This is a genomic window from Aliarcobacter vitoriensis (genome assembly GCF_003316695.1).
In the GTDB taxonomy this organism is placed as follows: domain Bacteria; phylum Campylobacterota; class Campylobacteria; order Campylobacterales; family Arcobacteraceae; genus Aliarcobacter; species Aliarcobacter vitoriensis.
Genome location: NZ_PDKB01000006.1, coordinates 99,983 through 123,556, shown reverse-complemented (window position 1 = coordinate 123,556; position 23,574 = coordinate 99,983). Strand labels below are relative to the sequence as shown.

General features: G+C 26.2%; 21 protein-coding genes. 12 read left to right on the top strand and 9 right to left on the bottom strand.

Annotation, left to right across the window (positions count from 1 at the left end; genetic code table 11):
* Position 1: 1 nt before the first annotated feature.
* Entirely contained in the window at positions 2 to 2,137 is a 2,136-nt protein-coding gene (locus CRU91_RS04845) for a TonB-dependent receptor plug domain-containing protein (protein WP_113893944.1), read from the bottom strand.
* Positions 2,138 to 2,231: 94 nt separating this feature from the next.
* On the opposite strand from CRU91_RS04845, the gene CRU91_RS04840 reads away from it, so the two are divergent.
* From CRU91_RS04840 to lptB, 4 genes are read left to right on the top strand one after another with little or no spacing between them, the layout of a single operon-like run.
* Complete coding sequence (locus CRU91_RS04840) at positions 2,232 to 2,480, top strand: S4 domain-containing protein (RefSeq protein ID WP_113893941.1); 249 nt, start codon at positions 2,232 to 2,234, stop codon at positions 2,478 to 2,480.
* Position 2,481: 1 nt separating this feature from the next.
* Entirely contained in the window at positions 2,482 to 3,468 is a 987-nt protein-coding gene (gene trpD, locus CRU91_RS04835; RefSeq protein ID WP_113893939.1) for an anthranilate phosphoribosyltransferase, read from the top strand.
* A gap of 11 nt (positions 3,469 to 3,479) precedes the next feature.
* Positions 3,480 to 3,893: a tRNA (adenosine(37)-N6)-threonylcarbamoyltransferase complex ATPase subunit type 1 TsaE gene (gene tsaE, locus CRU91_RS04830; RefSeq protein ID WP_113893937.1), complete on the top strand. Its 414-nt coding sequence runs from the start codon at positions 3,480 to 3,482 to the stop codon at positions 3,891 to 3,893.
* A complete protein-coding gene (lptB, locus tag CRU91_RS04825) occupies positions 3,886 to 4,608 on the top strand; it encodes an LPS export ABC transporter ATP-binding protein (RefSeq protein ID WP_113893935.1) in 723 nt (240 codons plus the stop codon). Before tsaE ends, lptB begins: the two co-directional genes overlap by 8 nt.
* A 47-nt stretch (positions 4,609 to 4,655) precedes the next feature.
* Here lptB and CRU91_RS04820 read toward each other — a convergent pair whose 3' ends face one another.
* Positions 4,656 to 5,564 (bottom strand): DUF2860 family protein, encoded by a 909-nt coding sequence (locus CRU91_RS04820; RefSeq protein ID WP_113893933.1) that lies wholly within the window; start codon positions 5,562 to 5,564, stop codon positions 4,656 to 4,658.
* A gap of 88 nt (positions 5,565 to 5,652) precedes the next feature.
* Between CRU91_RS04820 and CRU91_RS04815 the strand changes: the two genes are divergently transcribed.
* Both CRU91_RS04815 and CRU91_RS04810 read left to right on the top strand, forming a co-directional pair.
* Positions 5,653 to 6,306, top strand: coding sequence for a response regulator transcription factor (locus tag CRU91_RS04815; protein ID WP_113893931.1), 654 nt, complete (start codon positions 5,653 to 5,655; stop codon positions 6,304 to 6,306).
* Positions 6,303 to 7,991, top strand: coding sequence for a sensor histidine kinase (locus CRU91_RS04810; protein ID WP_113893929.1), 1,689 nt, complete (start codon positions 6,303 to 6,305; stop codon positions 7,989 to 7,991). The genes CRU91_RS04815 and CRU91_RS04810 overlap by 4 nt, the downstream gene beginning before the upstream one ends.
* A gap of 30 nt (positions 7,992 to 8,021) precedes the next feature.
* Here CRU91_RS04810 and kdsB read toward each other — a convergent pair whose 3' ends face one another.
* Entirely contained in the window at positions 8,022 to 8,741 is a 720-nt protein-coding gene (gene kdsB / locus CRU91_RS04805; protein WP_113893927.1) for a 3-deoxy-manno-octulosonate cytidylyltransferase, read from the bottom strand.
* Positions 8,742 to 9,045: 304 nt separating this feature from the next.
* Between kdsB and polA the strand changes: the two genes are divergently transcribed.
* The 6 genes from polA (at position 9,046) to CRU91_RS04780 (ending at position 16,538) form a co-directional block, all read left to right on the top strand.
* The gene (polA, locus tag CRU91_RS04800) at positions 9,046 to 11,739 is read left to right on the top strand and encodes a DNA polymerase I (RefSeq protein WP_113893925.1); all 2,694 of its coding nucleotides are present in this window, start codon (positions 9,046 to 9,048) and stop codon (positions 11,737 to 11,739) included.
* Positions 11,740 to 11,798: 59 nt separating this feature from the next.
* A complete protein-coding gene (locus CRU91_RS04795; RefSeq protein WP_113893923.1) occupies positions 11,799 to 12,308 on the top strand; it encodes a hypothetical protein in 510 nt (169 codons plus the stop codon).
* 1 nt (position 12,309) lies between these two features.
* Complete coding sequence (gene modD, locus CRU91_RS04790) at positions 12,310 to 13,155, top strand: ModD protein (RefSeq protein ID WP_113893922.1); 846 nt, start codon at positions 12,310 to 12,312, stop codon at positions 13,153 to 13,155.
* Between the two features lie 106 nt (positions 13,156 to 13,261).
* Complete coding sequence (locus CRU91_RS12220) at positions 13,262 to 13,405, top strand: hypothetical protein (RefSeq protein WP_222718397.1); 144 nt, start codon at positions 13,262 to 13,264, stop codon at positions 13,403 to 13,405.
* A gap of 177 nt (positions 13,406 to 13,582) precedes the next feature.
* Positions 13,583 to 15,745 carry a TonB-dependent siderophore receptor gene (locus CRU91_RS04785; protein WP_113893920.1) on the top strand — a complete coding sequence of 721 codons (2,163 nt, stop codon included), beginning with the start codon at positions 13,583 to 13,585 and terminating at the stop codon, positions 15,743 to 15,745.
* Between the two features lie 16 nt (positions 15,746 to 15,761).
* On the top strand, positions 15,762 to 16,538 hold the full coding sequence (locus tag CRU91_RS04780; protein ID WP_113893918.1) for a DUF4198 domain-containing protein: 777 nt from the start codon (positions 15,762 to 15,764) through the stop codon (positions 16,536 to 16,538).
* A gap of 185 nt (positions 16,539 to 16,723) precedes the next feature.
* Here the strand turns inward: CRU91_RS04780 and argC are convergent, their stop codons facing one another.
* From argC to CRU91_RS04750, 6 genes are all read right to left on the bottom strand, one after another.
* Positions 16,724 to 17,674, bottom strand: coding sequence for an N-acetyl-gamma-glutamyl-phosphate reductase (gene argC, locus CRU91_RS04775; protein WP_113893915.1), 951 nt, complete (start codon positions 17,672 to 17,674; stop codon positions 16,724 to 16,726).
* A gap of 66 nt (positions 17,675 to 17,740) precedes the next feature.
* Complete coding sequence (locus tag CRU91_RS04770) at positions 17,741 to 18,235, bottom strand: redoxin domain-containing protein (RefSeq protein ID WP_113893913.1); 495 nt, start codon at positions 18,233 to 18,235, stop codon at positions 17,741 to 17,743.
* Between the two features lie 13 nt (positions 18,236 to 18,248).
* Positions 18,249 to 19,904, bottom strand: a complete 1,656-nt coding sequence (locus tag CRU91_RS12470; protein ID WP_113893911.1) for an efflux RND transporter permease subunit — start codon at positions 19,902 to 19,904, stop codon at positions 18,249 to 18,251.
* Positions 19,901 to 21,475: an efflux RND transporter permease subunit gene (locus CRU91_RS12465; RefSeq protein ID WP_113893909.1), complete on the bottom strand. Its 1,575-nt coding sequence runs from the start codon at positions 21,473 to 21,475 to the stop codon at positions 19,901 to 19,903. Before CRU91_RS12465 ends, CRU91_RS12470 begins: the two co-directional genes overlap by 4 nt.
* Positions 21,465 to 22,190: an efflux RND transporter periplasmic adaptor subunit gene (locus CRU91_RS04755; protein WP_113893907.1), complete on the bottom strand. Its 726-nt coding sequence runs from the start codon at positions 22,188 to 22,190 to the stop codon at positions 21,465 to 21,467. Before CRU91_RS04755 ends, CRU91_RS12465 begins: the two co-directional genes overlap by 11 nt.
* Complete coding sequence (locus CRU91_RS04750) at positions 22,187 to 23,539, bottom strand: TolC family protein (protein ID WP_222718396.1); 1,353 nt, start codon at positions 23,537 to 23,539, stop codon at positions 22,187 to 22,189. Before CRU91_RS04750 ends, CRU91_RS04755 begins: the two co-directional genes overlap by 4 nt.
* Positions 23,540 to 23,574 lie beyond the last annotated feature (35 nt).

The following is a 23,574-nucleotide window of genomic DNA, read 5'->3' as shown; positions in this document are numbered from 1 at the left end:
CCTAAAAATTAATTGTATATGAAATATAAGTCATTCTGGTATCTTGTGGTGAAACATATCTTTTTGATGAATTATATCTTGGAGTAAAATAGTGTTCATCAAAAATATTATCTACTCTAAGTGCTATTTTTTGTGATTTTGTAATATTATAACTAGCATATAAATTTGCTATGAAATAACCATTTGTAGTTCTGTCTGTAATATCATCAAAAGGTGCAACTTTTATTGGGCTTAACCATCTAAGTGATGGTGAGAATGTAAAATCTTTGTATCTAAAAGTACTTCCAGCTTTAAATACATGTGATGCAAGAAATGGTAAATTATAGTCGTATTCATAGTCTATTTTTCCATTTATATAACTGTAATTTGCCCAATAGTTTATATCATATCCCGAAAAGTAAGAGTGTCCCATATATGATATATCTCCACCATATATGTGAGAGTCTGCTGCATTTTGAGCACTTTTGGGATTATTTATTTGAATGTCATTATATTTTCCACTAGGAAGAGGTTCTTCTATTAGAATAATATCTTCTATATTTGTGTAGTAAGTAGAAAAAACTATTTGGTCATTACTTGAAAGATGTAAAAATAGATTGTATTCATAAGTTTTACTTTTCTCTGGTTGTAAATCTGAATTTCCTACTCTTGCTTCATTAAAATATAATTCTCCATTAGAATCTTTGTTTAATGCACCATAAGATTTATATTTAACATTATTTGAAGGTGCTAAAAAAGCTTGAGAATATATAAATTTTTGTGTTAAAGAATTATTCTTATGTATTAAGGCAATTCTTGGATTAAAAGAAGATTCATAGTTTGAATTTTCATCATATCTTGCTGCTAAAGCTATTTCAAAATTATCATTTAATGTTATTTGGTCTTGGATATAAAATGCAATATTATGCCATTTTTGTTCATAATTTGGAGCTTTAATATTTGAAAGATAAGCATTATTTCCATCTTGAATTAAATATAATTTATCTTTTCCTTTTTTTATACCTTGATAACCAATAGGTGTTACATCATACCAATCAAAATTTGTTCCAATAGTTATATCATGGTTTTTTATTTGTTTATTTAAAGTTTCTTCTAAACTATATTTTTTAGATTTTGAATATTGGTAGCCTTTGAAACAGTTATAGTCTGCATCACATCCTGTATATCTATTTCTAAAATAACTATCATTTAAAAATTCAGTTTGGCTATAACTTAGAGTTGTTGTTGATGACATATCCCAAAAAATATCAGTTTCATATCTTAAATAAGTATTGATTTTTTGAGTATTTAAGTTTGCATTCTTATCAAAAATATTCCTATTTTTATTTGCATTATCTCCATTCATTGAAATAAGTGTAGATTCAGAAGAATAACTATAATTTGCTCCAATATCAAAGCCACCTTTTAAATATTTTAAAGAAGCAGATTTTGTTTCATGTGGTTGAAAATTATTAGATTGATTTGTATTTTTAAAGTTATCTCGATATTTTTTGTCAAAATTATAGTCTTGATCTGTATGCAAATGAGCCTTATATGAAAGAAGTCCATCGTTTATCTTTATACTTTGATTTGCATAAAAATATTTATATCTATCTTTTCCTGCCCAAACTCCTATTTGTCCATTTTCTTTAGAAGAAGTTACAAGATTGATAACTCCACTCATAGCATCAGCCCCATAAATAACAGAAGCTGCACCATAAAGTATTTCTACTTTTTCTATTCCAATGAGTGGATATTGCATAGAAACACTCATAAATTCTCCATCTGTTTGGTCTATTTCTATACCATCTTGAAGAATTTTGAAGTAGTTGTTACCCATAATTCCACGAATACCAATTTGATTTATTATTCCACTATCTGCATGTCTTAATATTTGAATTGCAGGTAAATCATTTAATAAATCATCAAGTCCTCTATAACCTCTTTGCTCTATTTGCTCTTTTGTAATTATTATGATTTTTGTAGGAGCAACATCTAAAACTTGAATTGATTTTGAAGCTGTAGTTAGTTTCATAGTTTTAAGTTGTTCTAAGTCTAAATCAAATATATCATCCATTAAGTCAAATTTGTATTCATTTGCATTTAAAAAGGAATTGAATATCAATAAAAATGATAAAATAATATATCTAAAAATCATAAAACTCCAAAGATAAAGATTATTCTATAATACACAATTTTTAATCAAAAATAGGTTAAAAATATTTTAGTTTATTTTAGTTATAATATTTTCTATGAGAATAGATAAATTTTTAAACGCCGTTAATATAACAAAAAGAAGAGCCGTTGCTGAAGATATGTTAGAACACAAAGTTGTGTTTTTAAATAATATAGCTGTGAAAAAAGCAAAAGAGGTAAAAATAGGGGATATTATCGAAATAAAATACCTTGAAAGTAGTGAAAAATTCAAGATTTTACAAATACCAACTACAAAATCAACACCAAAATCAAAAATAGATGAATATGTACAAAGGATAGATTAGAATGTTTATTGAAACAAAAGCAAAATTTGATGAGATTTTTCAAAATAATTTAAGTCATGAGGAGATTAAAGATTATTTTTTAGCTTTATATGAAAGAGGAGAAACTGCTTCTGAACTTGCAGGAGCTGCAAGTGCTATGAGGGATTACGTTATACCACTTCCAATTTCAAAAGAGTTACAAGAAAAATCAATCGATATTGTTGGAACAGGTGGAGATAAAAGTTATAGCTTCAATATTTCTAGTACCGTTTCTATTTTGTTAGCAGCTGGTGGTTGTTATGTGGCAAAACATGGTAATAGAAGTGTTACAAGTAAAAGTGGAAGTGCTGATATGCTAGAAGCTTTGGGAATAAATTTGAGTTTGAGTTTAGAAGATACTGCTAAAATGCTTGAAGATACTGGGTTTGCTTTTATGTTTGCAGCAAATCACCATCCTGCTATGAAATTTATAACTCCTGTTAGAAAAACGATTCCACATAGAACAATTATGAATATAATAGGTCCGTTATGTAATCCAGCTAGCGTTGAAAAACAAGTTATTGGAGTATTTCATAAAGATTATATCAATAAAATAGCAACAGCTTTGGATTTGTTGGAGTGCAAAAGAGCTATGGTTGTATCTTCAAATGATGGAATGGATGAAATATCTGTTTCAGATATTACTTATGCAACACTTTTATTAAATGGGAAAATTGAAGAGTTGGAAATAAATCCAGAAAACTATGGAATAAAATTGAGTTCAAAAGATGATATTGTTGGTGCTGGTCCAGAAGTTAATGCCCAAATTACAAGAGATATTTTAAATGGCGATTTAGATGGAGCAAAAAGAGATATTGTTTTATTGAATTCAGCAGCAGCTTTAATTGTAGATGGTAAAGCAAGAGATTTTCAAGATGGTATACAAATAGCTAAAGAGATAATCGATAGTAGAAAAGCAAAAGAGAAATTGGAACAGATTATTAAAATTTCACAAAAATTGAGTTGTTAAAAGGTTGATTTTTGAAAAAAGAGTTTTTATTAGGCTTGGATGAAATAGGTATTTTAATTGATAATTTAAAAAATATTTTATCTGAAGATTGTGTAGCTATTTTAAGAGGTGATTTAGCAAGTGGCAAAACAACTTTGGTTAAAAGTTTTGTTCATTCTTTGGGATTTGATGATTTAGTAACATCACCGACTTTTTCTTTACAAGCTATATATTCGGATGCAATATTTCATTATGATTTGTATAATAAAACCTTAGATGAATTTATAAGTTTAGGAATGCTTGAAGAGTTCGAAAAAAATGGCATACATTTTGTTGAATGGGGCGATGAAAAACTAGAAGAACTTTTAAAAAACTATGGTTATGAAGTTGTTGTTATAAATATTTTTAAAGAAAATGATAAAAGGTTGTATAAAATAGATGCATAAGTTAGAAATAGTTGATATTAAAAAAAGTATTAAAAAAACAGAGATTTTACATGGAATTTCTCTTGAAGTTAAAAGTGGAGAAATAGTTGGACTCTTAGGACCAAATGGAGCAGGTAAAACAACAACATTTTATACAGTTTGTGGACTTGTAAAACCAAGTAGTGGAACAGTGTTTTTTGATAAAGAAGACATAACAAAACTACCACTTCATAAAAGAGCATTAAAAGGAATAGGTTATCTACCACAAGAGTCATCTATTTTTAAAGATTTAAGTGTTGAAGACAATCTACTTTTGGCAGCTGAGATTATATATGATGATGAGGATGAACAAAAAAGAAGAGTTGAAGAACTTTTGGAGCTTTTTAATATTGAACCAATAAGACAAAGAAAAGGAGTTTCTCTTTCAGGAGGAGAAAGAAGAAGAACAGAAATAGCAAGAGCTTTGGTTTCAAAACCAAAATTTTTACTTTTAGATGAGCCTTTTGCTGGAGTTGATCCAATTGCAGTTAAAGATATTCAAGAGATAATTCATCAATTAACAAAGATAGATATAGGAGTTTTAATAACAGACCACAATGTTAGAGAAACACTACAAATTTGTGATAGAGCTTATGTTATGAAGGCTGGTAGTTTGTTGAGTAGTGGAACTTCAGAAGAGATAAAAAATGATGCAAAAGTAAAAGAACACTATTTAGGAGAAGATTTTAGTTTCTAATGCATAATAAGTAGCAAATATTTTAATTTGCTACTTGGTATAAATATTTAAAAACTGTATCCTATTCCAAAAATAGCAAAGCTTGTTTGATTATCATAAAATGAGTTATTTGTATTTTCATCTTCATATCCTATTGTAAGACTGAGAAATGTATTTTTAAAGTTAAAAGGTTCTTTATATTCACTTCTAGCAAAAAAACTTACTATATCTGAGTGAATCTTTTCATTTAGTATAGGATTTTTTTCATCATATCTTTTTTGTGAAAAATTTGTTAGTAACATAACATTATATTTATTTGTAATATTTGTTGAAAATCCAATATCAATTCCAAATGTATTGTATGAACTTGCTTTCCCAATAGCATCATATTTTTTTGCTTTTAAATTTGTAAAAATTGTTGTATCTTCATCTAAAAAATCAAAATTTATAAAATTTTCTAAAGATAGCGAGTGAATGTTTGCTTCTCTTTTTAACTCATTTACTAACAAATCTTTATCGTAATCTCTTTTATCATACTCATATTTAATCAATGACGATGAAAAATCAGAACTTAAAAACTCATAAGCAAAAAATCCACCATATTGGTTTACATCTGTTTTTTTTCTACTTCTATTTAATTCAAATGGATTTTCCCACTCATCTTCAAAAAGCTTTGTTTTTGCTCCAAAATAAAAATTTCCATATTCTGTGTAATATATATTACCCAAGTTTATTTCTTGATAAATAGATTCTAAATATATATGGTAATTTTCACTTATATTTTTTCCATAATAGAAGTTTATATTTGGTGAAATACTATCTTCATGTTTAGAATTATTGTAAGAATAGATTTCTTTTTTACTATCTGTGGAAAAATTATCTTTTGTATTTGTATAAATAACACCTAATTCAACAAAATTATGCTCTTCTGCATATAAAGAAGAGGCTATTGCAATTGATAAAAATATTTTTTTCATACTATCTCCTGATTATTTTTAAGAAAGTATAATTGAAAAAAGTGTTAAAAAAAGGGGATTTTTTATATTCTTTAATATATAATGAAATATGAAAAATTTGAAAATATTGTATATTGAAGATGAAGATTTTATTAGAAAAAATGCAATAGAATATTTATCTTATATCAGCGATTTTGTCTATGAAGCAAAAGATGCTATCGATGGTTTTGATAAATATACAAAAATAAAACCAGATATTATTATTTGTGATATTCTAATGCCAAAAATAAATGGTTTAGAATTGATTGAAAAAATAAGAAAAGATGATTTAAAAACACAAATTATTGTGGTAACTGCAAGGATAGACACAGAATTTTTAATAAAAGCCGTTGAACTAAAACTTGTAAAATATATTACAAAACCAATCTGCGAAGATAAGCTTTTTACAGCTTTAAAAGAAGCTAGTAAAAATATAGAAAATATATTTGACTTTGGAAATGGTGTTAAATTTGATTTATCGAAAAAAACACTTATTAAAAATGAAAAACTTATAAAACTTACACAAAAAGAGATATTGTTTTTAGAAATTCTTTTAAGAAATATCAATAGAATTACATACTATCAAGAATTGGAAAATTTTGTATGGAAAGGATATATGAGTGAAGATGCTTTAAGGTCTGTTGTAAAAAGTCTTAGAAAAAAACTTCCAACTGATGCTTTGCAAAATATATCAAAAATGGGTTATCAATTAAAAATAGTATGAAATTTTTTATATTAATATTAATTTTTATCAATACGATGTTTGCTAATCCAATGTTTGATGTATATATTGTTGAAGATGATGGTTTTACTTTTGAGAATATTAAATTTGTTAAAGATTTTGATAAAAGTTCTCCCAATATTAAATTTGATTCTTCTTCAAACTATTGGCTTAAAATAAAACTTAATGGAAATAATTTCGAAAATAAGTATGTTCTAACTCTATATTCAAAACTATTTATCAATCCAGTAGAATTTGAAAATAACAACTTTTTTATAGAATCAAATGTTATAGAGATAAAGGACAATAAAGATATATATGTAAAAGTATTTACACCAATCAATGAAGTAGATTTAACTATTTCTTTATTGCAAAAGGATAGCTATTTAAAAGATAATATTATACGAAAAGAGTTATATGGCATAAGCTATGGTATCATATTTGCAACTTTTCTTTACTATTTTGCTTTGTATATATTCAATAAAGAGAAGAGCTTTATATATTACTCTATTACACAAGTTTTTATATTTTTACTAATATATTTCTCTTTTAAAGATTATTCTTTTTCATATTTAATATATCAATTTTTAATTTTTGGGTTTTTGATTTTTTCAAACTTATTTACAAAAGAGTTTTTAAATACCAAAAAATATGCACCATTTCTAAATAAAATTTTAACATTTTTAATGTATATATTTTTGTTTGAATTAGTTTTGTATTTTTTTGATATAAGTATTTCATTTTCTTGGTTTTTGCTGATTTATCTTATTAGTGCCATTGTAATTTATAAAAAAAATAAAGCAAAATCAACTATTTTTTATATTATTTCTTGGAGTATTGTTATATTTACATATATTTTTGTAGATTTTCAAAGTTATTTTTTTAATAAAACTATAAATCCTATTTTTACAATAGACTTAATTCATTTTATTATTCCACTAGAATCTTTGATTTTAGCTTTTGCATTATCTTATAAAATTAAGCTTAGTGAAGATGATAAAAAAAGAAAGCAGAGTTTATTGATACATCAAAATAGGTTATCTTCAATGGGAGAAATGGTCAGTAATATTACTCACCAATGGAGACAACCATTAACACATTTGGGATATCTATTTATGAATATTCACACAGCTTTTAAACATAATAAATTAAATAAAAAATATATGGAAGATAAAATTTCAGAAGCAAATAATCAGATTTCATATATGTCTGAAACATTGAAAGATTTTAGAGATTTTTACTCTATAAAAAAAGAGAAAAGTGATTTTGGTGCTTTAAAATCTATTCAAAAAGCATTAAATATTTGTTCAAGTTCTTTATCTTTGTATGAAATAGATGTAGTTGTAAATGGCGATGATTTTTATATATGTGGATACGAAAATGAGTTTTCTCAAGTAATCTTAAATATTATAAGTAATGCAATTGATGCACTAAATAAAAATAGTGTAGAAAATCCTAAAATATCAATTGAACTTAATAAAAATATTATTTGTATATTTGACAATGCAAAAGGTATCTATGATATACAAGATAAAATTTTTGAACCATATTTTACAACTAAAGTTTCTGGAAGTGGAATAGGTCTTTATATGTCTAAAACAATTATAGAAGATAGTTTCAATGGAAAACTGTATCATAAAAATGTAGATGATGGAAGTATGTTTTGTATTGATTTGAATTTTTATTAAATATAAGAAGAAAGATTTAAATCTTCCTTCTTACTTAAATAATTTTAAAGCTCTTTCTAAATCCTCTTTTGTGTCTATTCCAAATGATTTTGATTCAACTTTTACCATGGCTATTTTAAAGCCATTATCTATTGCTCTTAATTGTTCGAGTTTTTCTATATCTTCTAATTTTGAAGAGTTTAAGCTACAAAATTTATTTAGAGATTTTTTTGTAAATCCATATATTCCTAAATGTCCAAAATAGCTAGAATTCTCTTTGTGGTCTCTGTGATATGGGATTTTTGCTCTTGAAAAATATATTGCATTTTCTTTTTCATTTAATACAACTTTTACTAAATTTGGATCATCAGCCGCTTCACTGTTTATCTCTTTATAGCAAGAAGTTATCAAAATATCTTCTTGATTTTTTATCTCTTGTACTTTTTGCATAACGCTTTTTACGACACTCTCTTCAATAAAAGGTTCATCTGCTTGAACATTTATAATTATTTCATCATCACTTAAATTTAGTCTATTTACAGCCTCATTTATTCTATCTGTACCACTATTGTGTTCAGTTGATGTTAATACTGCATCAAAACCATATTTGTAAGCTAAATCAATTACTTTTTGGCTATCAGTTGCTATTACTACTTTGTCCAAAGAACTCACTTGTTTTGCCGTTTTTATAACCATTGGAAGACCCAAAATATCTACTAAAATCTTATTTTCAAATCTACTTGAATTTAGTCTTGCTGGAATTATTATCATATATTTTATCCTTTGTTTAGAAAGATTTATTATATTATAAACTCTATAAATTTATAAAAAGACTATACACAAGTAAAAAAACTGATAAAAGCAAATAAACTACTTGCAATGATAAATGTTTCACTCATTTAAGACCTCCAAAATGTTAGTATTTTCAACAAATTACTTTTGCTGTTTTTTGAATATTATCGAAAAAAAATCAAAACAGCAAAAAACATTACAAATTGTAATATTTTTATAATAACCCATTTTTAAAAGTTTTTATTATATTATAAGTCCTTAAGCCAATATTGAAAGAAGAGTTATGAAAAAAAGTATTACGATTATAGATACATTTGGATTTTTATTTAGAAGTTATTTTGCCTTACCACCATTGCGTTCAAATGAGGGGTTACCAACAGGTCTTTTGACTGGATTTACAAATTTTATTGCTGGTATTGGAAAAGATTTTCAAACAGATTATATTGTTTTTGCACTTGATTCCAAAGGTGATACTTTTAGAACAGAATTATTTGAAAACTACAAAGCACAGCGTCCAGATGTTCCAGAGGATTTATTAACTCAACTTCCAATAGCAATATCTTGGGTAGAAAAAATGGGTTTTAAAATAGCCATAAGAACTGGGTATGAAGCAGATGATATTGTTGCAAGTATAGCAAAAGATGCAAAAGAAAAAGGTTTGGAAGTACGAATAGTATCGCATGACAAAGATTTATATCAGTTAATAGATGATGACAACAGTGTGTATTTGTTTGACCCTACAAAAAAGCAAGTTATTAACGAAGCAAAATGTATAGAAAAATATGGAGTTACACCAAAACAATTTACAGACTATCAATCTCTTGTTGGGGATACAGCTGATAATATACCTGGAGTTAGAGGTGTTGGAGCAAAAACAGCACAAAGTTTAATTGAACAATTTGGAAGTCTTGAAAATATATATTCTAATATTGAAAATATTGAAAAAAAACGAACAAAAGAACTTTTACTTGAAAGTAAAGATAATGCCTTTTTATCTAAAAAACTTGTAACTTTAAAAAATGATTGTCATGTAATATCAAATCTTGATGAATTTACTTTGCCTTTAGAAAATCCTATACTTAAAATTTCTGATGAGTTAATCAAATATGATATGACTAAAATTTTAGAAAGAGTAAACAAAAATGGGCTTAGCTATAAAACTGAGATTCCTCAATCACCACAAAAGAAATCAATCGAAAAAATAGAATACATTTTACTTGACAATGAAAATGATTTAAGTCTAGCTATAAATAAAATACCAAGAGATAGTTATATATCTTTTGATACAGAAACTACAAATCTTGATACAGCAAAAGCAAAAATTATAGGTTTCTCTTTTTGCTATGAAGAGAATAAAGCATATTATGTTCCAATAGCTCATAGTTATTTAGGTGTGGGAAATCAAATCTCACATGATGTTGCTAGAAAAACTATTGAAATTTTAAATAGATATAAATTAATTTTTCAAAACTTTAAATATGATTGGCAAATAATCAAAAATAACTTTGGCTTAGATTTAAAACTATATGCCGATACTATGATATTATCTTGGTTATTAAATACAAGTGAAAAAATAGGACTAGATTATCAAGTTGAAAAGCAGTTTGGACATAAAATGATAGCTTTTGATGATATTGTTAAAAAAGGTGAAGATTTCTCATCTATTGAACTAGCAGAAGCTTGTGAATATGCAGCAGAAGATGCTTTATGGACTTTAAAATTGTTTAATAGACAACTTGATATTTTTAAAGAACGAAAAGAAGAAGAACTTTTAAATATAGCTTTTGAGTTGGAGTTTAATTTTATATATGTATTAGCATCAATGGAGCAAAAAGGTATAAAAATAGACGTTAATCTTTTAAGAAAATATAAAGAGATGATTTCTCAATATTTGATTGAATTAACTTCTCAAATACATCAAGCCGTTGATGAGAATTTTAATATAAATTCTCCAAAGCAGTTGGGTATTATATTATTTGAAAAACTAGGATTTACATCTTATAAAAATACTAAAAGAGGATATGCTACAGATGAATCTGTTTTAGAAAGTTTAAAAGATAAACATATAGTTGTACCATTGGTATTAAAATATAGAGAGGCTTTTAAAATCCAATTTACATATATTGAACCACTTTTAGAATTTGGATTAAGAGATAAAGAGCATAGAATATTTAGTTCATTTTTACAAACAGGAACAGCAACTGGAAGATTGAGTTCAAAAACTCCAAATTTACAAAATGTTCCAGTTGGATCTCAAAGCGAGATACAAATACGAAAAGCTTTTGTAGCAAAAGATGGATATAAACTTGTAGGAGTAGATTATTCTCAAATTGAACTAAGATTACTTGCACACTTTAGTCAAGATGAAGCTTTAGTTAAAGCATTTAAAGAAGATTTAGATATTCACTTACAAACAGCTGTAAAAATTTTTGGAGAAGATGAAGCTAAAAGTAAAAGGGCTATTGCAAAAACTATCAATTTTGGTCTTTTGTATGGAATGGGAAGTAAGAAATTAGCACATACATTGGGTATTAGTATAAAAGAAGCAAAAATATATATTAATTCATATTTTGAAGCATTTAAAAGTGTAAAAGAGTATTTAAAATCTATAGAAGATGGAGTAATACAAAAAGGCTATGTAAAAACTTTGTTAAATAGAAAAAGGCTTTTTGATTTTCAAGGAGCAAGTCCTATTTTACAAGCTGGAATTTTAAGAGAAGCAGTAAATACTCTATTTCAAGGAAGTGCAGCTGATTTGATAAAACTTGCTATGATAAAAATACATCTAAAATATAAAGATAATGAAAATGTAAGAATGCTTTTACAAATCCACGATGAACTTATATTTGAAATAAAAGATGAGTATGTAGATGAAGTTAAAGAAGATATAAAAGATATTATGGAAAATATCTTTGTTTTAAATATACCACTTAAAGTATCTGTTGCAGTTGGTGACTCTTGGCAAGATTTAAAATAGCTTAATAAAATCATTATTTATTTAAGTATATAATGACATAATTTAAAAAAAGGAAAGATATGACTAAAGAGATGATTATGACGAAGCTTTTTGAGTTTTCTGCCCCAACATATTATAAATGGAAGAAGCAAGATAAAAGGAAGATAATTTCTCTTATAGAGTATGCTTTTACAGATGAAGAGTTGGTAGAATTTTTAAAAACAGGAAAGATAAGTCGTATTGAAGATATGGGAAGTCAAGATTATCTTTTAGATTTATCACTAAAATTTTATAAGCTTCTTCGTCATATCACAAACTATAAAGTTGCAAAAAAAGTTACAATACTATTAGAAGAGAGCTTTGAAGAGAATTCAAATAAAGTTATAATAGAAAAAATTGCAGAATCTATTTATAGTGAAGAAGAGTTTTATACTTCTATGAAACTTGCTATTTTAAATCTTATTCAAAAGCAAGAACCACTTGTTTTAGAGTATATTTGTAAGAATAGAGGTAAATTAGAGAGTGAATTTAATAAAAAAGGCTCTAAACTTCTTAAAAAGACTGATTTCTTAGTTCCAAATATCGCATAAAATGATATTATTTTCTGATAATGAACTTTTAGAACTTTTAAGTGATGATTTACCATATTTAGATCTAACTACATCTTTACAAGAAAAATCAAATCTGAAAGCTAAATTGGATATTTTTACAAGAGAAGATATCGTTGTATCTTGTAGTGAAGAGTCTTGTCAAATAGCAAAACTTATGAATTGTGAAGTTGTGCATTATCTAAGTTCAAAAACAAAAGCTTCCAAAGGTGATTTAGTCTTAAGTTTTATTGGAACTTATGAAAATATCCATAAAATTTGGAGAACAACACAACTAATAGTTGAATATAGTTCTAAAATAGCTACATATACAGCAACAATGAAGCAAAATATTGCTGAGGTAAATCCTAATTGTCAATTATTAACTACAAGAAAAACTTATCCTTTTGCAAAAAAATTTTGTATAAAATCTATTTTAAATGGTGGAGCACTTGTTCATAGATTGAATCTTAGTGAAAGTTTGCTATTTTTTCCAAATCACCGTGTTGTATATAAAGATGATTTAGAATTTTATAAAGATATTGAAACTTTTAAAATAAAAATGCCAGAAAAGAAAATAGTAGTCGAAAGTTCAACTTTTAAAGATAGCGAACATCTTTTAGAATATGGAGTTGATGTTTTACAGCTAGATAAAATGTCAAAAGAAGATATAAAAAAAGTTGTACAATTACGAAATCAAAGCTATAAATATGTAAAAATAGTATGTAGTGGAGGAATAAATATAAACAATGCTAAAGAGTATGCTTCTTTAGGAATAGATGCTATTGTTACGAGTGCTATGTACTCTTGTGGAATGTCTGACTTCGGAAGTAAAATAACTATTTTATAAGCTGATTTTTAGTGAATATTTTGATAAAAAATATTTAAATTTCAAACTAAAAATTATTAATAATCAATTCATTTTTCATTAACAATAAGCAAAAATTAAGAAAATAGTGACTAATATTCATTCCATAATATTAGTAATAATTACTATATTAAATAAAAATAAAGGGAAAAATATGAAAATACGAATGGCAATTTCAGTTGCTACGGTATTGAGTTTCGGGGGGGGGGTGCATATTATAAAGAACAATTAGTAAATAAAAAATATTCAACTCCTTTAAACTCTTATTTTACAAAAATCACAAATTTTCTTATTGAAATTCTAATTATTTAAAAGAATAAAAATATGCAACTAAGTTGCAAGTAAGATAAAAAATATTAGAATCACGAAATAATTGCAACCTAGTTGCATAAATAAAATAGGAGAAAATATGAAAATAAAATTAGCAGTTTCTGTTGCTACACTTTTAATTACAAGTACATATTTAAGTGCGAATGAAACTACAAAATTAGACACTATTACAGTAAGTGAAACTCAAAGTAACTCTACTGGATACACAAATCAATTAAAACAAGAAACATCAACTGGTTCAAGGCTTGGCTTAACTATCAAAGAAACTCCCGCAAGTGTAGAAGTGATAAACTCTAAAACAATGGGGCAAAGAGGGGATAGTACAGTAATAAGAGCTGTTACAAAAGCAACTGGTATAACTGGTGGAAGTTCTGGTCATGGAACAACTGGGAATTATTCTGTAAGAGGATTTAGTGGTTATCCTGGAATTGATTTTTTACAAGATGGAATAAAATTAAATGGGACAATTTTTTCAAAAAGAACTTTAGATGTTTCAAATCTTGATAGAATAGAAGTTATAAGAGGAGCAAGCTCAGTATTAAATGGTGAAGGCTCGATAGGAGCTACTGTAAATTTAATCACAAAAAAACCAAGTTTTACAAAACAAGAAACAGAATTAGGATTTAAAGCTGGAAGTTATGATAGTTATAGATTTAATTTTGGAACAGGTGGTGTAGCTGTTGAAGATAAATTGGCTTACAGAGTGGATGTACTTACTAGACAATTAGGTTCAAATTATGATGGAGAAAAAAGAGATATTGACTCTTTGAGTGCTTCATTGCTTTATAAATTAAATGATAATTTACTTACAACATTATCTATTGAAAAATCTAAAGATGATGGAAAGCATGACTATCAAGGAACACCTTTAGTAAATGGTAAATTGGATAAAAGTGTTAGAAAAATAAATTATAATAATTTAGAAGATGGTATAGATAAAGGTGATAGTTTATGGATAAAAAATAATCTTGAATGGTATCCAACACAAAATATAGAGTTAAAAAATCAAATATATTATCAAAATGCAGATTCTGATATTAGAAGATTATATTTGGCTGTACAAGATAAAGCAAATCCAACTATGGTTCAAAGAAGAGGTTATGACTCTAGTCAAAAACAAGATTTAATAGGAAATAGGTTGGATTTAATCCATAAAGGTAATTTTTTTGGGCTTGAAAATAGATTTCTTGTAGGTCTTGATATAAGTAGATTAGAACTAAATAGAGAACAATCAACATATGCTGGAAATATAATAAATACTCCTATGTATAATCCAACAAAAATGTATTATAAGGACTTTTTTAAACCAACAACAGATGATTATAAAAAACCTGATGTTGATATAAAATTAAATCAAATTGGCGTTTATATGGAAGACCAGTTAAGTATAATGGATAATTTAAAACTTGTAGCAGGAATTAGACATGATACTTATGATATAAAATATGATTTTAAAGCAGGGCTTAGCAGTCCTATTGCCCAAAAAATTGATAAAACACATAATAAATTTTCATATAGAGGTGGTTTGGTTTATGATTTAACAGATTCAACAACTCTTTATACTTCTTATGCTTCATCTTTTGAATCAGGAGATGCAAGTGCTAGTTTTCTTACAATGAGTGCTGCACAAACAAAATTAGATTTAACTAAAGCTGAACAATTTGAGGTTGGATTAAGACAATCATTTTTAGATGATAAAGCAGAGTTTACTGCAAGTGCATATAAAATAACTAAAAAGAATATGTTTGTAAATAATCCAATGCCAGGAACTGGATTGTTAAATGTTGGAAAACAAAGTTCAAAAGGTTTTGAAATAGCTTTAGGTATTCAACCAATAGAACAAATTCAAATAGATGCAAATCTATCTTATACAGATTCAAAATATGATGATTTTGTTCATAATGGTGTTGATTATGCTGGAAAAACACCAAGTTCTATTCCAAAATATGTGGCAAATTTAGGAATTAGATATATTCCTATTTCAAATTTAGGTATTGGAACTTGGGTTAAATATGTAGATTCTTTTTATACAGACAACATAGGTTTTGCAAATTCAGTAAAATTACCAAGTTATACAACTGTTGATTTAACACTTGATTATACATACAATAAAAATACAACATTCTCATTTTTACTTAAAAACTTAACAGATGAGATGTTCGCTACAACAGCAAGAAGAGATACACAAGTATTTTTAGGTGATGCAAGAAGCTTTGAGTTTGGTATAAATTATAAATTTTAAAAATAAAGGATAAAAAATGATTAAAAAAATAGGATTTGTAGTTCTTTTTACTACATTGTCAACAGTTCAAAGTTTGGCTCATGATTTTTGGATACACTCTTCAAGTTATACTCCACAAGTAAATAAATTAGGTGCAATAACAAATCTATATACAGGAAGTGGACATATCTATCCAATAGATGAAGTTTATGAGGCAAAAGCAGAATTCAAAATAGTTGAAGGAGATAAACAAAGTAATCTTGATGATAAACTTTTAGGCTATAAAGCAGTATTGAAAAATGATGGAAATTATCTGGTTTTAGGTAAAACAAATCCAGCTTTTTATACTCAATATCTTGATAATAAAGGTAATAAAACTTGGAAAGCTGGAACAAAAGAGGGTTTAGATAATGTAATTTCTAGTAAACAATTTAATAGGTTTGCTAAGGCAATTATAAGTGTTGGTGAAGCGAAAGATGAAAATTATTCAAAAGCTGTAGGACAAACTTTAGAGATAATTCCTATGCAAAATCCAAATAAATTAAAAGATGGAGAATATTTAACTATAAAAGTGTTGTTTAATAATAAGCCATTAGATAATGTAAAAATAGTTGGAACTTATTCTGGATTTTCAAATAAAGGAGATTTTGCACTTGCAACAACTACAAATAAAGATGGAATTGCAAATATAAAATTAAATCATTCTGGATATTGGCTTTTACAAGTTGAACATACTGTAAAATCTCCAAAAGATATGCAAGATAAAGTAGATGAACTGTTTTACTCTTCTACTTTAACTTTTCAAGTACAATAATAAATAGTTTTAACTAAATACAAAGAGGTTTTTCTCTTTGTATTTTTAAGTATGGGTTTCAAGGTTTTTTTATATTTTCAGATTTTTTAACATCAATTTAGATTAGGAGCTAAAGTTAATAAATTGTCCTTTCTTTTACCTTGTAACTCATTCTTAAAAATATAGATTTTAATCTATCTCAAATATCAGATTTTTATCTCTAAACCTTTTCTTTCTTCAAGTCCTAGCATGATATTCATACACTGAACAGCAGCACCACTAGCACCTTTTCCTAGATTATCAAGTCTTGATATAACTACTAAATCAGTTTGATTTTCATAAACAGAAATTTCTAAGCTATTTGTATTGTTACATCTCATAGGATTTAAAAAACCACTTTCCAAATATTCATCATTGTTTTCAATTATTTTTATAAAAAGTTCATCTTTATAGTACTCTTTATACAATTTTATAATTTTATCTTTGTTTAGTTTTTTATTTAAACCTTTTTTAGTTAAATAAGACATAACAAGCATCCCTTGTTTAAAATTTCCAACACTTGGAGTAAACAATGGAGCATTTTTTAGTTTTAAAATATATTTCATTTCAGGTAAATGTTTATGATTTAAAGCTAGTGCATAAGGTCTTTGAGCTCCAAATACTTCAAATTCACCATTTTCATACTCACTTATCATAGAACTTCCACCACCACTATATCCAGTTATTGAATGGCAAATTATTTTATGACTTTTGTTTAAAACTTTCTCTTTTATTAGAGGTTTCATAGCCATTATCAAACCACTTGCATGGCAACCTGGAACACAAACTCTTTTAGAATTTTTTATTTTATCTCTTTGTTTAATTGTAAGTTCTGGTATTCCATAAGTCCACTCTTTATTTGTTCTATGAGCTGTACTTGCATCTATTACTTTTACATTTTCATTTGTTATTAAACTCACAGACTCAATCGCAGCATCATCTGGAAGACATAAAAACACTAAATCAGCACTATTTAGAAGCTCTTTTCTTTTTTCTGTATTTTTTTTATCTTTTTCATCTATTGTTAAAAGTTCAATTTCATCTCTATTTTCTAACATTTCATGGATTTTTAATCCAGTTGTTCCATGTTGCCCATCAACAAATACTTTAAATTTCATTTTTTACCCCAATTATAAATATTATTTTTGTGGAAGTTTATCCAAAAATCACTTGTTTTGAACTTTTTATTTACTCCACCACATTCTTAAATATAGTCCAAAAGTCGATGTATAGCCAACTTCAGTAAATTTTTGATTTTGGTTTTCATCATATATAAAGGTTGTTGGAAATGCTTTTATATTGAATTTCTTACTTAAAATCCCATCTTCGTCATTTACAACATTGAAAGTTAAAGAGTTATTTTTTAAATACTCTTCGATTTCTTTGTTGTTTCCTGATTGAGTGGCTATTGTTAAAACTTCATAATCTTTTGAAATCTTTTCAATATTTTGCTCTTCAAGAGAACAAATAGGACACCAAGATGCCCAAAAATGTACTAGAAGAGGTTTGTCATTTTTTATTTCATAAATAGAGCCATCTAAAAGAGTAAAACTTTTTATATCAAGTTTTTCTTTATTTAAATCAGTACTTTTATAATAACTTATGATATTTAAAACTATTACAAATAGAATAGTGTATTTTATGATACTTTTAATATATTTTTTTAGTTTTTCGTTCATATATGAATCTCTTCTATACTATTTTTTTAAGGCTATTTTTTATCACAATAGGAACAAAAAACATAGAAACCACATAAGAGATTAAAGTCCCACCTATAAGTGCAACTCCAAGCCCACCAAACACAGCATCATTTGCTATTAAAGAACTTGCAAAAACAAGTACTAAAACTGTTAAAATAATAGGTTTTGACCGTGTTGCTGCTGCTTTTGCTATTGCTTCATTTATTCCTAAACCATTTTCTTGTACTAACTGTTTTGCAAAATCTATAATCAAAGTTGAGTTTCTTGAATTTATCCCTATAAGACCAATAAATCCTATAAGAGAAGTTGCTGTTAGATAAAAAGTATCATTTGTAAATATATCCATAACAATATGTGCCAAAATAACTCCAATAATAGAGATAAAACTAGATAGAACTATCGCACCACTTAAAGCAAAATTTTTATAATAAACTACCATAAGTAAAAATATCAAAATTAAAGCTATGATAAATGCTGTTCCTAAGTCTATAAAAGTATCTATTGTAACTTTTAGCTCTCCATCAAATACTAAATTAAATCTTTCATCTGTTTTTTTATCAATAAAAGATAGATTTAACATATCTGTTTTAATAATTTCATACTCATTTGATAAAGTTTCTATCATTTCATCTCTTGAGTTTAAAAGTGGATAAATCTGGCTATCATTTGAAGTTTCAGCTATCACATTTATAATTGGATTTAGATTTTTTGAAGTTATTTCTGGCTCTTTTATATTTTGTTTTATATTTACAAGTTCAGAAATATTTATCATTTGTCCCATATTATTCATAATTTTTAGGCTATTTAACTTAGAATTTAAAGCTTCTTTTGATTTGTTTTGCAAATTTCTTGAATCATCAAGTCTTAAAAATATAGGAATTTGACTTTGTGCATTTTTATCATTTATAACTCCTATTTGCATACCTTCAAAAGCTAGATAAAGTGTAGCTTTTAGATGTTCCAAATCAACTTGACTCATAATAGTTTTGTTGTTTAAAATATCCAAATCATAAGTTATAAAATCTTCATCAGCAAGAATATCAATATCAACCAAAGTTGTTTGATTTTTGAAAATATTTGCTATTTTTATTGCAAAATCTCTTCTATTTTCAAAATTTTCTCCACCATATATTTCAGCAACCAATGAAGCAAGTACAGGAGGACCTGCAGGAAGTTCTATAAATTTTATATTTGCTTCGTAGTTTGAGCAATTTTTTTGTGCATCAAATCTTAAGCTATTTACTAAATTGTAGCTAGATATGTTTCTCTCTTTTGCTCTTTTTATATTTACCATAAGTTCAGCTTGACTATCTTTGTATTTTAAAGAACTTTGTTTTACAAGTCCAGCAAAATCAATAGGTTGCCCTTGTGCTAAAAATGCTGAAATATTCGTGATATTTTCATCATCTTGAATATTTTTTACAACACAATCAACTACCTCTTTTGTTTGATTTAAACTTGAACCATCTTTTAAATCTATATAAATTGAGAAGCTATCAGAATCTTTGCTAGGAAGCATTTTTGCTTTTACTATTTTTGTTGGAAAAGTTAAAATTGATAGTATAAACAAAATTATTGTGATTAAATAAACCATTTTTATTTTTGAACTAGAGTTCAAAATATCTAATATTATTTTTTCTAATCTCATTTTTTAGCTCCTAAAAACTTTTTAACTAAATATGGAGTAAAAGCATAAGCTATAAAGAGTGAAACAGCAAGTGAAATAGGTACAAAAACAGGAAGAGGGTGCATAAATTCTCCCATCATTCCTCCAACAAAAAACATAGGAATAAACACCATAATAATAGCAATTGTTGCAATATTTGTAGGATTTCCTATCTCATTTGTAGCTTGAATACTTAGAGTTTCCAAGTCCATATTTGGATTTTCTTTTTTGTGTCGGTGAATATTTTCTATTACTATAATAGCTGCATCAACCAACATTCCTAAAGATACAATTAAAGCAAAAAGTGTGATACGATTTACTGTTTCTCCAAGCATAAATCCTATAAAAAGTGTTAAAGATAAAATCATAGGAACTGTAAGCGAAACTATCATAGCTTCTTTAAATCCTAAAGTAAAAATAAGCAAAATAGAGATTATTACAATAGAAACAAGTAAATCTGTAACCAAAGCATTTACTGCATTGTTTGCAGTGTATCCATCATCTCTTGTTATTGTATATTTTATGTTTTTTGCCAATAATTCATCTTTTATTGACTCCATAAAACTAAATATTTCTTCATTTATTTTTACAGAGTTTGAACCTTTTAGTTTTGAGGCACTAAGTGTTATTTGACTGCTTTTTTGCATATTTCCATTTTCATCTTTTTGGTAAATATAGGCATCTTTTTTATTTTGAATTTCATAAGATTTTGTTATTGTTGCTATATCTTTTAGATAAATAGGTGTTTGAAAATTGTAAGAAACTATAAGATTTTCCAAATCTTTTTCATTTTGTATTGCTTGTTTTATAGAAAAAACTACAGTTTCATTATCTTTTGTATTGGTTGAAATATTTGGTGTATTGAAGTTCAAAGATTGAATTTGTTTCATAACTTGAGCAAGTGCTAGATTGTATGAACTTAATTTATTTGCATCAACCAAAATATTAAATTGCTCTTTTTTGTCTCCTTTTAAATCCACTGAAGCAACATTTTTTATCTTATTTATCTCTTTTGATAGTTTGTTTACTTCATTGAAAAGTTCTGTATTTGATACTAAATCTTTTCCATCTTTTTTTGCACTGTAAAATGCAATAGTTGCTATTGGAATACCTGTATCAATATCCATAGTTTTTATAATTGGTTGCATAGCATTTTTAGGCATTAAATCCATATTTCTCATAACTTGATCATATAATTTCAGATTTGATATCTCTTTATCTTCTCCAATGAAAAATTGAACTTGTACTATACCAACACTATCTCTTGCAAAAGAGTAGATATGCTCAACCCCTTGAATTTCTCTTATTTTCTTCTCCAAAGGTTCTATTATAACTTTTTGAACTTCACTAGCTTTTGCATCAGGAAGAGCTACAATTACAACTCCTCCACTTACTTTTATTTGTGGATTTTCCTCTTTAGGCATTATTAAAAGTGAAAAATATCCTAAAATCAAGATAAATATACCCAAAATTGCAGTTAAAGGATGATTTATGAAAATTTTTGCAGTTTTTCCTGCAATATTTAGTTTTCTAGTTCTATTTTCATTGTTCATCTTTTTTCCCTAAATTTATAAAAATTTTTGCATACATATTGGGATAAATTGTAAAATCTTTTTTATCAAAAGATATTTTTATAGCAAAAGAGTGTGTATTTGAAGCTAGATTTGGGAAAATTGCAGTTATTTTTCCAATAGTTTCAAAGTTTTGAGAAGGTATTTTTATATTTACTTCTTGATTTAATGTTATATCTTTTAGATTTGATTCTGCTATGTTTGATTTTATTATTAAATCATCTAAATCAGTTAAAATAAGATGTGGCATACCAGGCATTGCCATCTCACCTTCTTTAATATTTTTTTTAATTACCAAAGCATTGTTCGAAGCTTTGATTTTTAAATAGTTGTATTGTGAATTTAACTCTTTTTGTTTTGCTTTGGCAGTTGCTAGATTTAAAGCTAATTGTTCATAATCAAACTTTGAAACTAAATCTTGTTCTAAAAGATTTTTATATCTGTTTAAATTTACTTCAAGATTTTTTACTTGATTTTGTAAAATTTCAGCATTATAAACAATATCAGAAGCATCTATTTCATATAAAATATCACCTTTTTTTACACTATCTCCTTCCTGAACATATATTTTTGTTATATATCCCATCATTTTACTTGAGATAATTTTTTCATTTTGTGATTGTACTATTCCATCTAACTCTAAAGAGTTTGCAAAAATATTTATAAAACATAAACTAGCTATTAAAAATTTTTTCATTGATTATCCTTTTTTAAATTTTGTCCTAAAACAAGGTTCAAATTGGCTAAAGCCAATGAATTTTCGTATCTTGCATTGATTAACATAGCTTCAGCCTTTCTATAATTTGATTCTTGTAAAAGCAAAGTTGTCATAGGTATAAGTCTATTTTTATATTGAAGTTGTGATTGATTTAAAACTTCAAGTGCAAGATTTTTAGCTTCTATTTTTTCTTTTAAAATCTCTTGCTTTGTATGAAAATCTAAAATGGCCTTTTCAAGTTCTAGTTTTATACCATCTTTTAGTTTTTCAAAATCAAGATTTGCTTTCAAGTGTTCAATTTTACTTTTTTGAACATTTGCACTTATTGAACTATCAAAAAGTGTCAGTTTTACTCCTAAAAGTGCCATATAGTAATCTTTGTCTTTAGAAGCTGTAAAATCATTGTCATTGAAACCATATTCTAAATGAGAGAAAACAGTTGGATAATATGATGCTTTTTGTACATCTATATTTTTTTTATTTGCTTCAATACTTATATTTTGCATCTTTACTTCATCTCTTTGATTTAAGGCTTTTTTGTATAATTCATCAAAATTACTTAAGTCAAAATATATATTTTCTAAATCCTCAACATTTTTTATCTCCTCATTTGAAGTTAAAAATTTTAGGTAAGCTAAGGCTAGATTGAAGTTATTTTGAGCTTCAATAAAACTAGAATTTATATTGAGTTCATAAACTTTTGCTTCATTTACATCTATTTTTGTAACAAGTCCATTTTTATGAAATTCTGATGCTGCGTTTGATATAAACTTTATAGTTTTTTTTGCTTTTTCTAAAGCTTTTACAAACTCTTTAGCAACTACCGCACCGTTATAAGCTTTTAAAACTTCAAACTCTAAATTTTTTTTGTCAAGATTGTATAAATGTTCATTTGCTTTTTCTTGAAGTTTTGTAATATCTTTTAGATTTTGTAGTTTAAATCCCATAAAAAGTGGAATATCATAAGATACATAAGAGTTTATATTTGTTCTATCATCTGGATAGTTTAAATCTTTTGGAGTAGTATTTAATCCTTCATTCATTTGAGAAAATCCAAAGTCTTTAAAAGTTGCTTCTCTACTTGATAATTTAGAATTAAAGACATATCCAGAGTGATTTGTTCTACTTATTTGTGAATTTATCTCTAATTTTCCATATGAAAAACTATCAACTATTTTTCTATCTTGTTTTGCTAGATCTATATTCAGTTCTTGTTTTTTTAAATCTTTACTATTTTCTAATGATTGATTTAAAACTTCTTGAAAAGTTATACTTTGTGCATAACAAAGGATTGTTGATAGAAAAAAAGATATATAAATTTTTTTCATAATTAATTCCTAAATATTTTTCTTAGAATTATAAC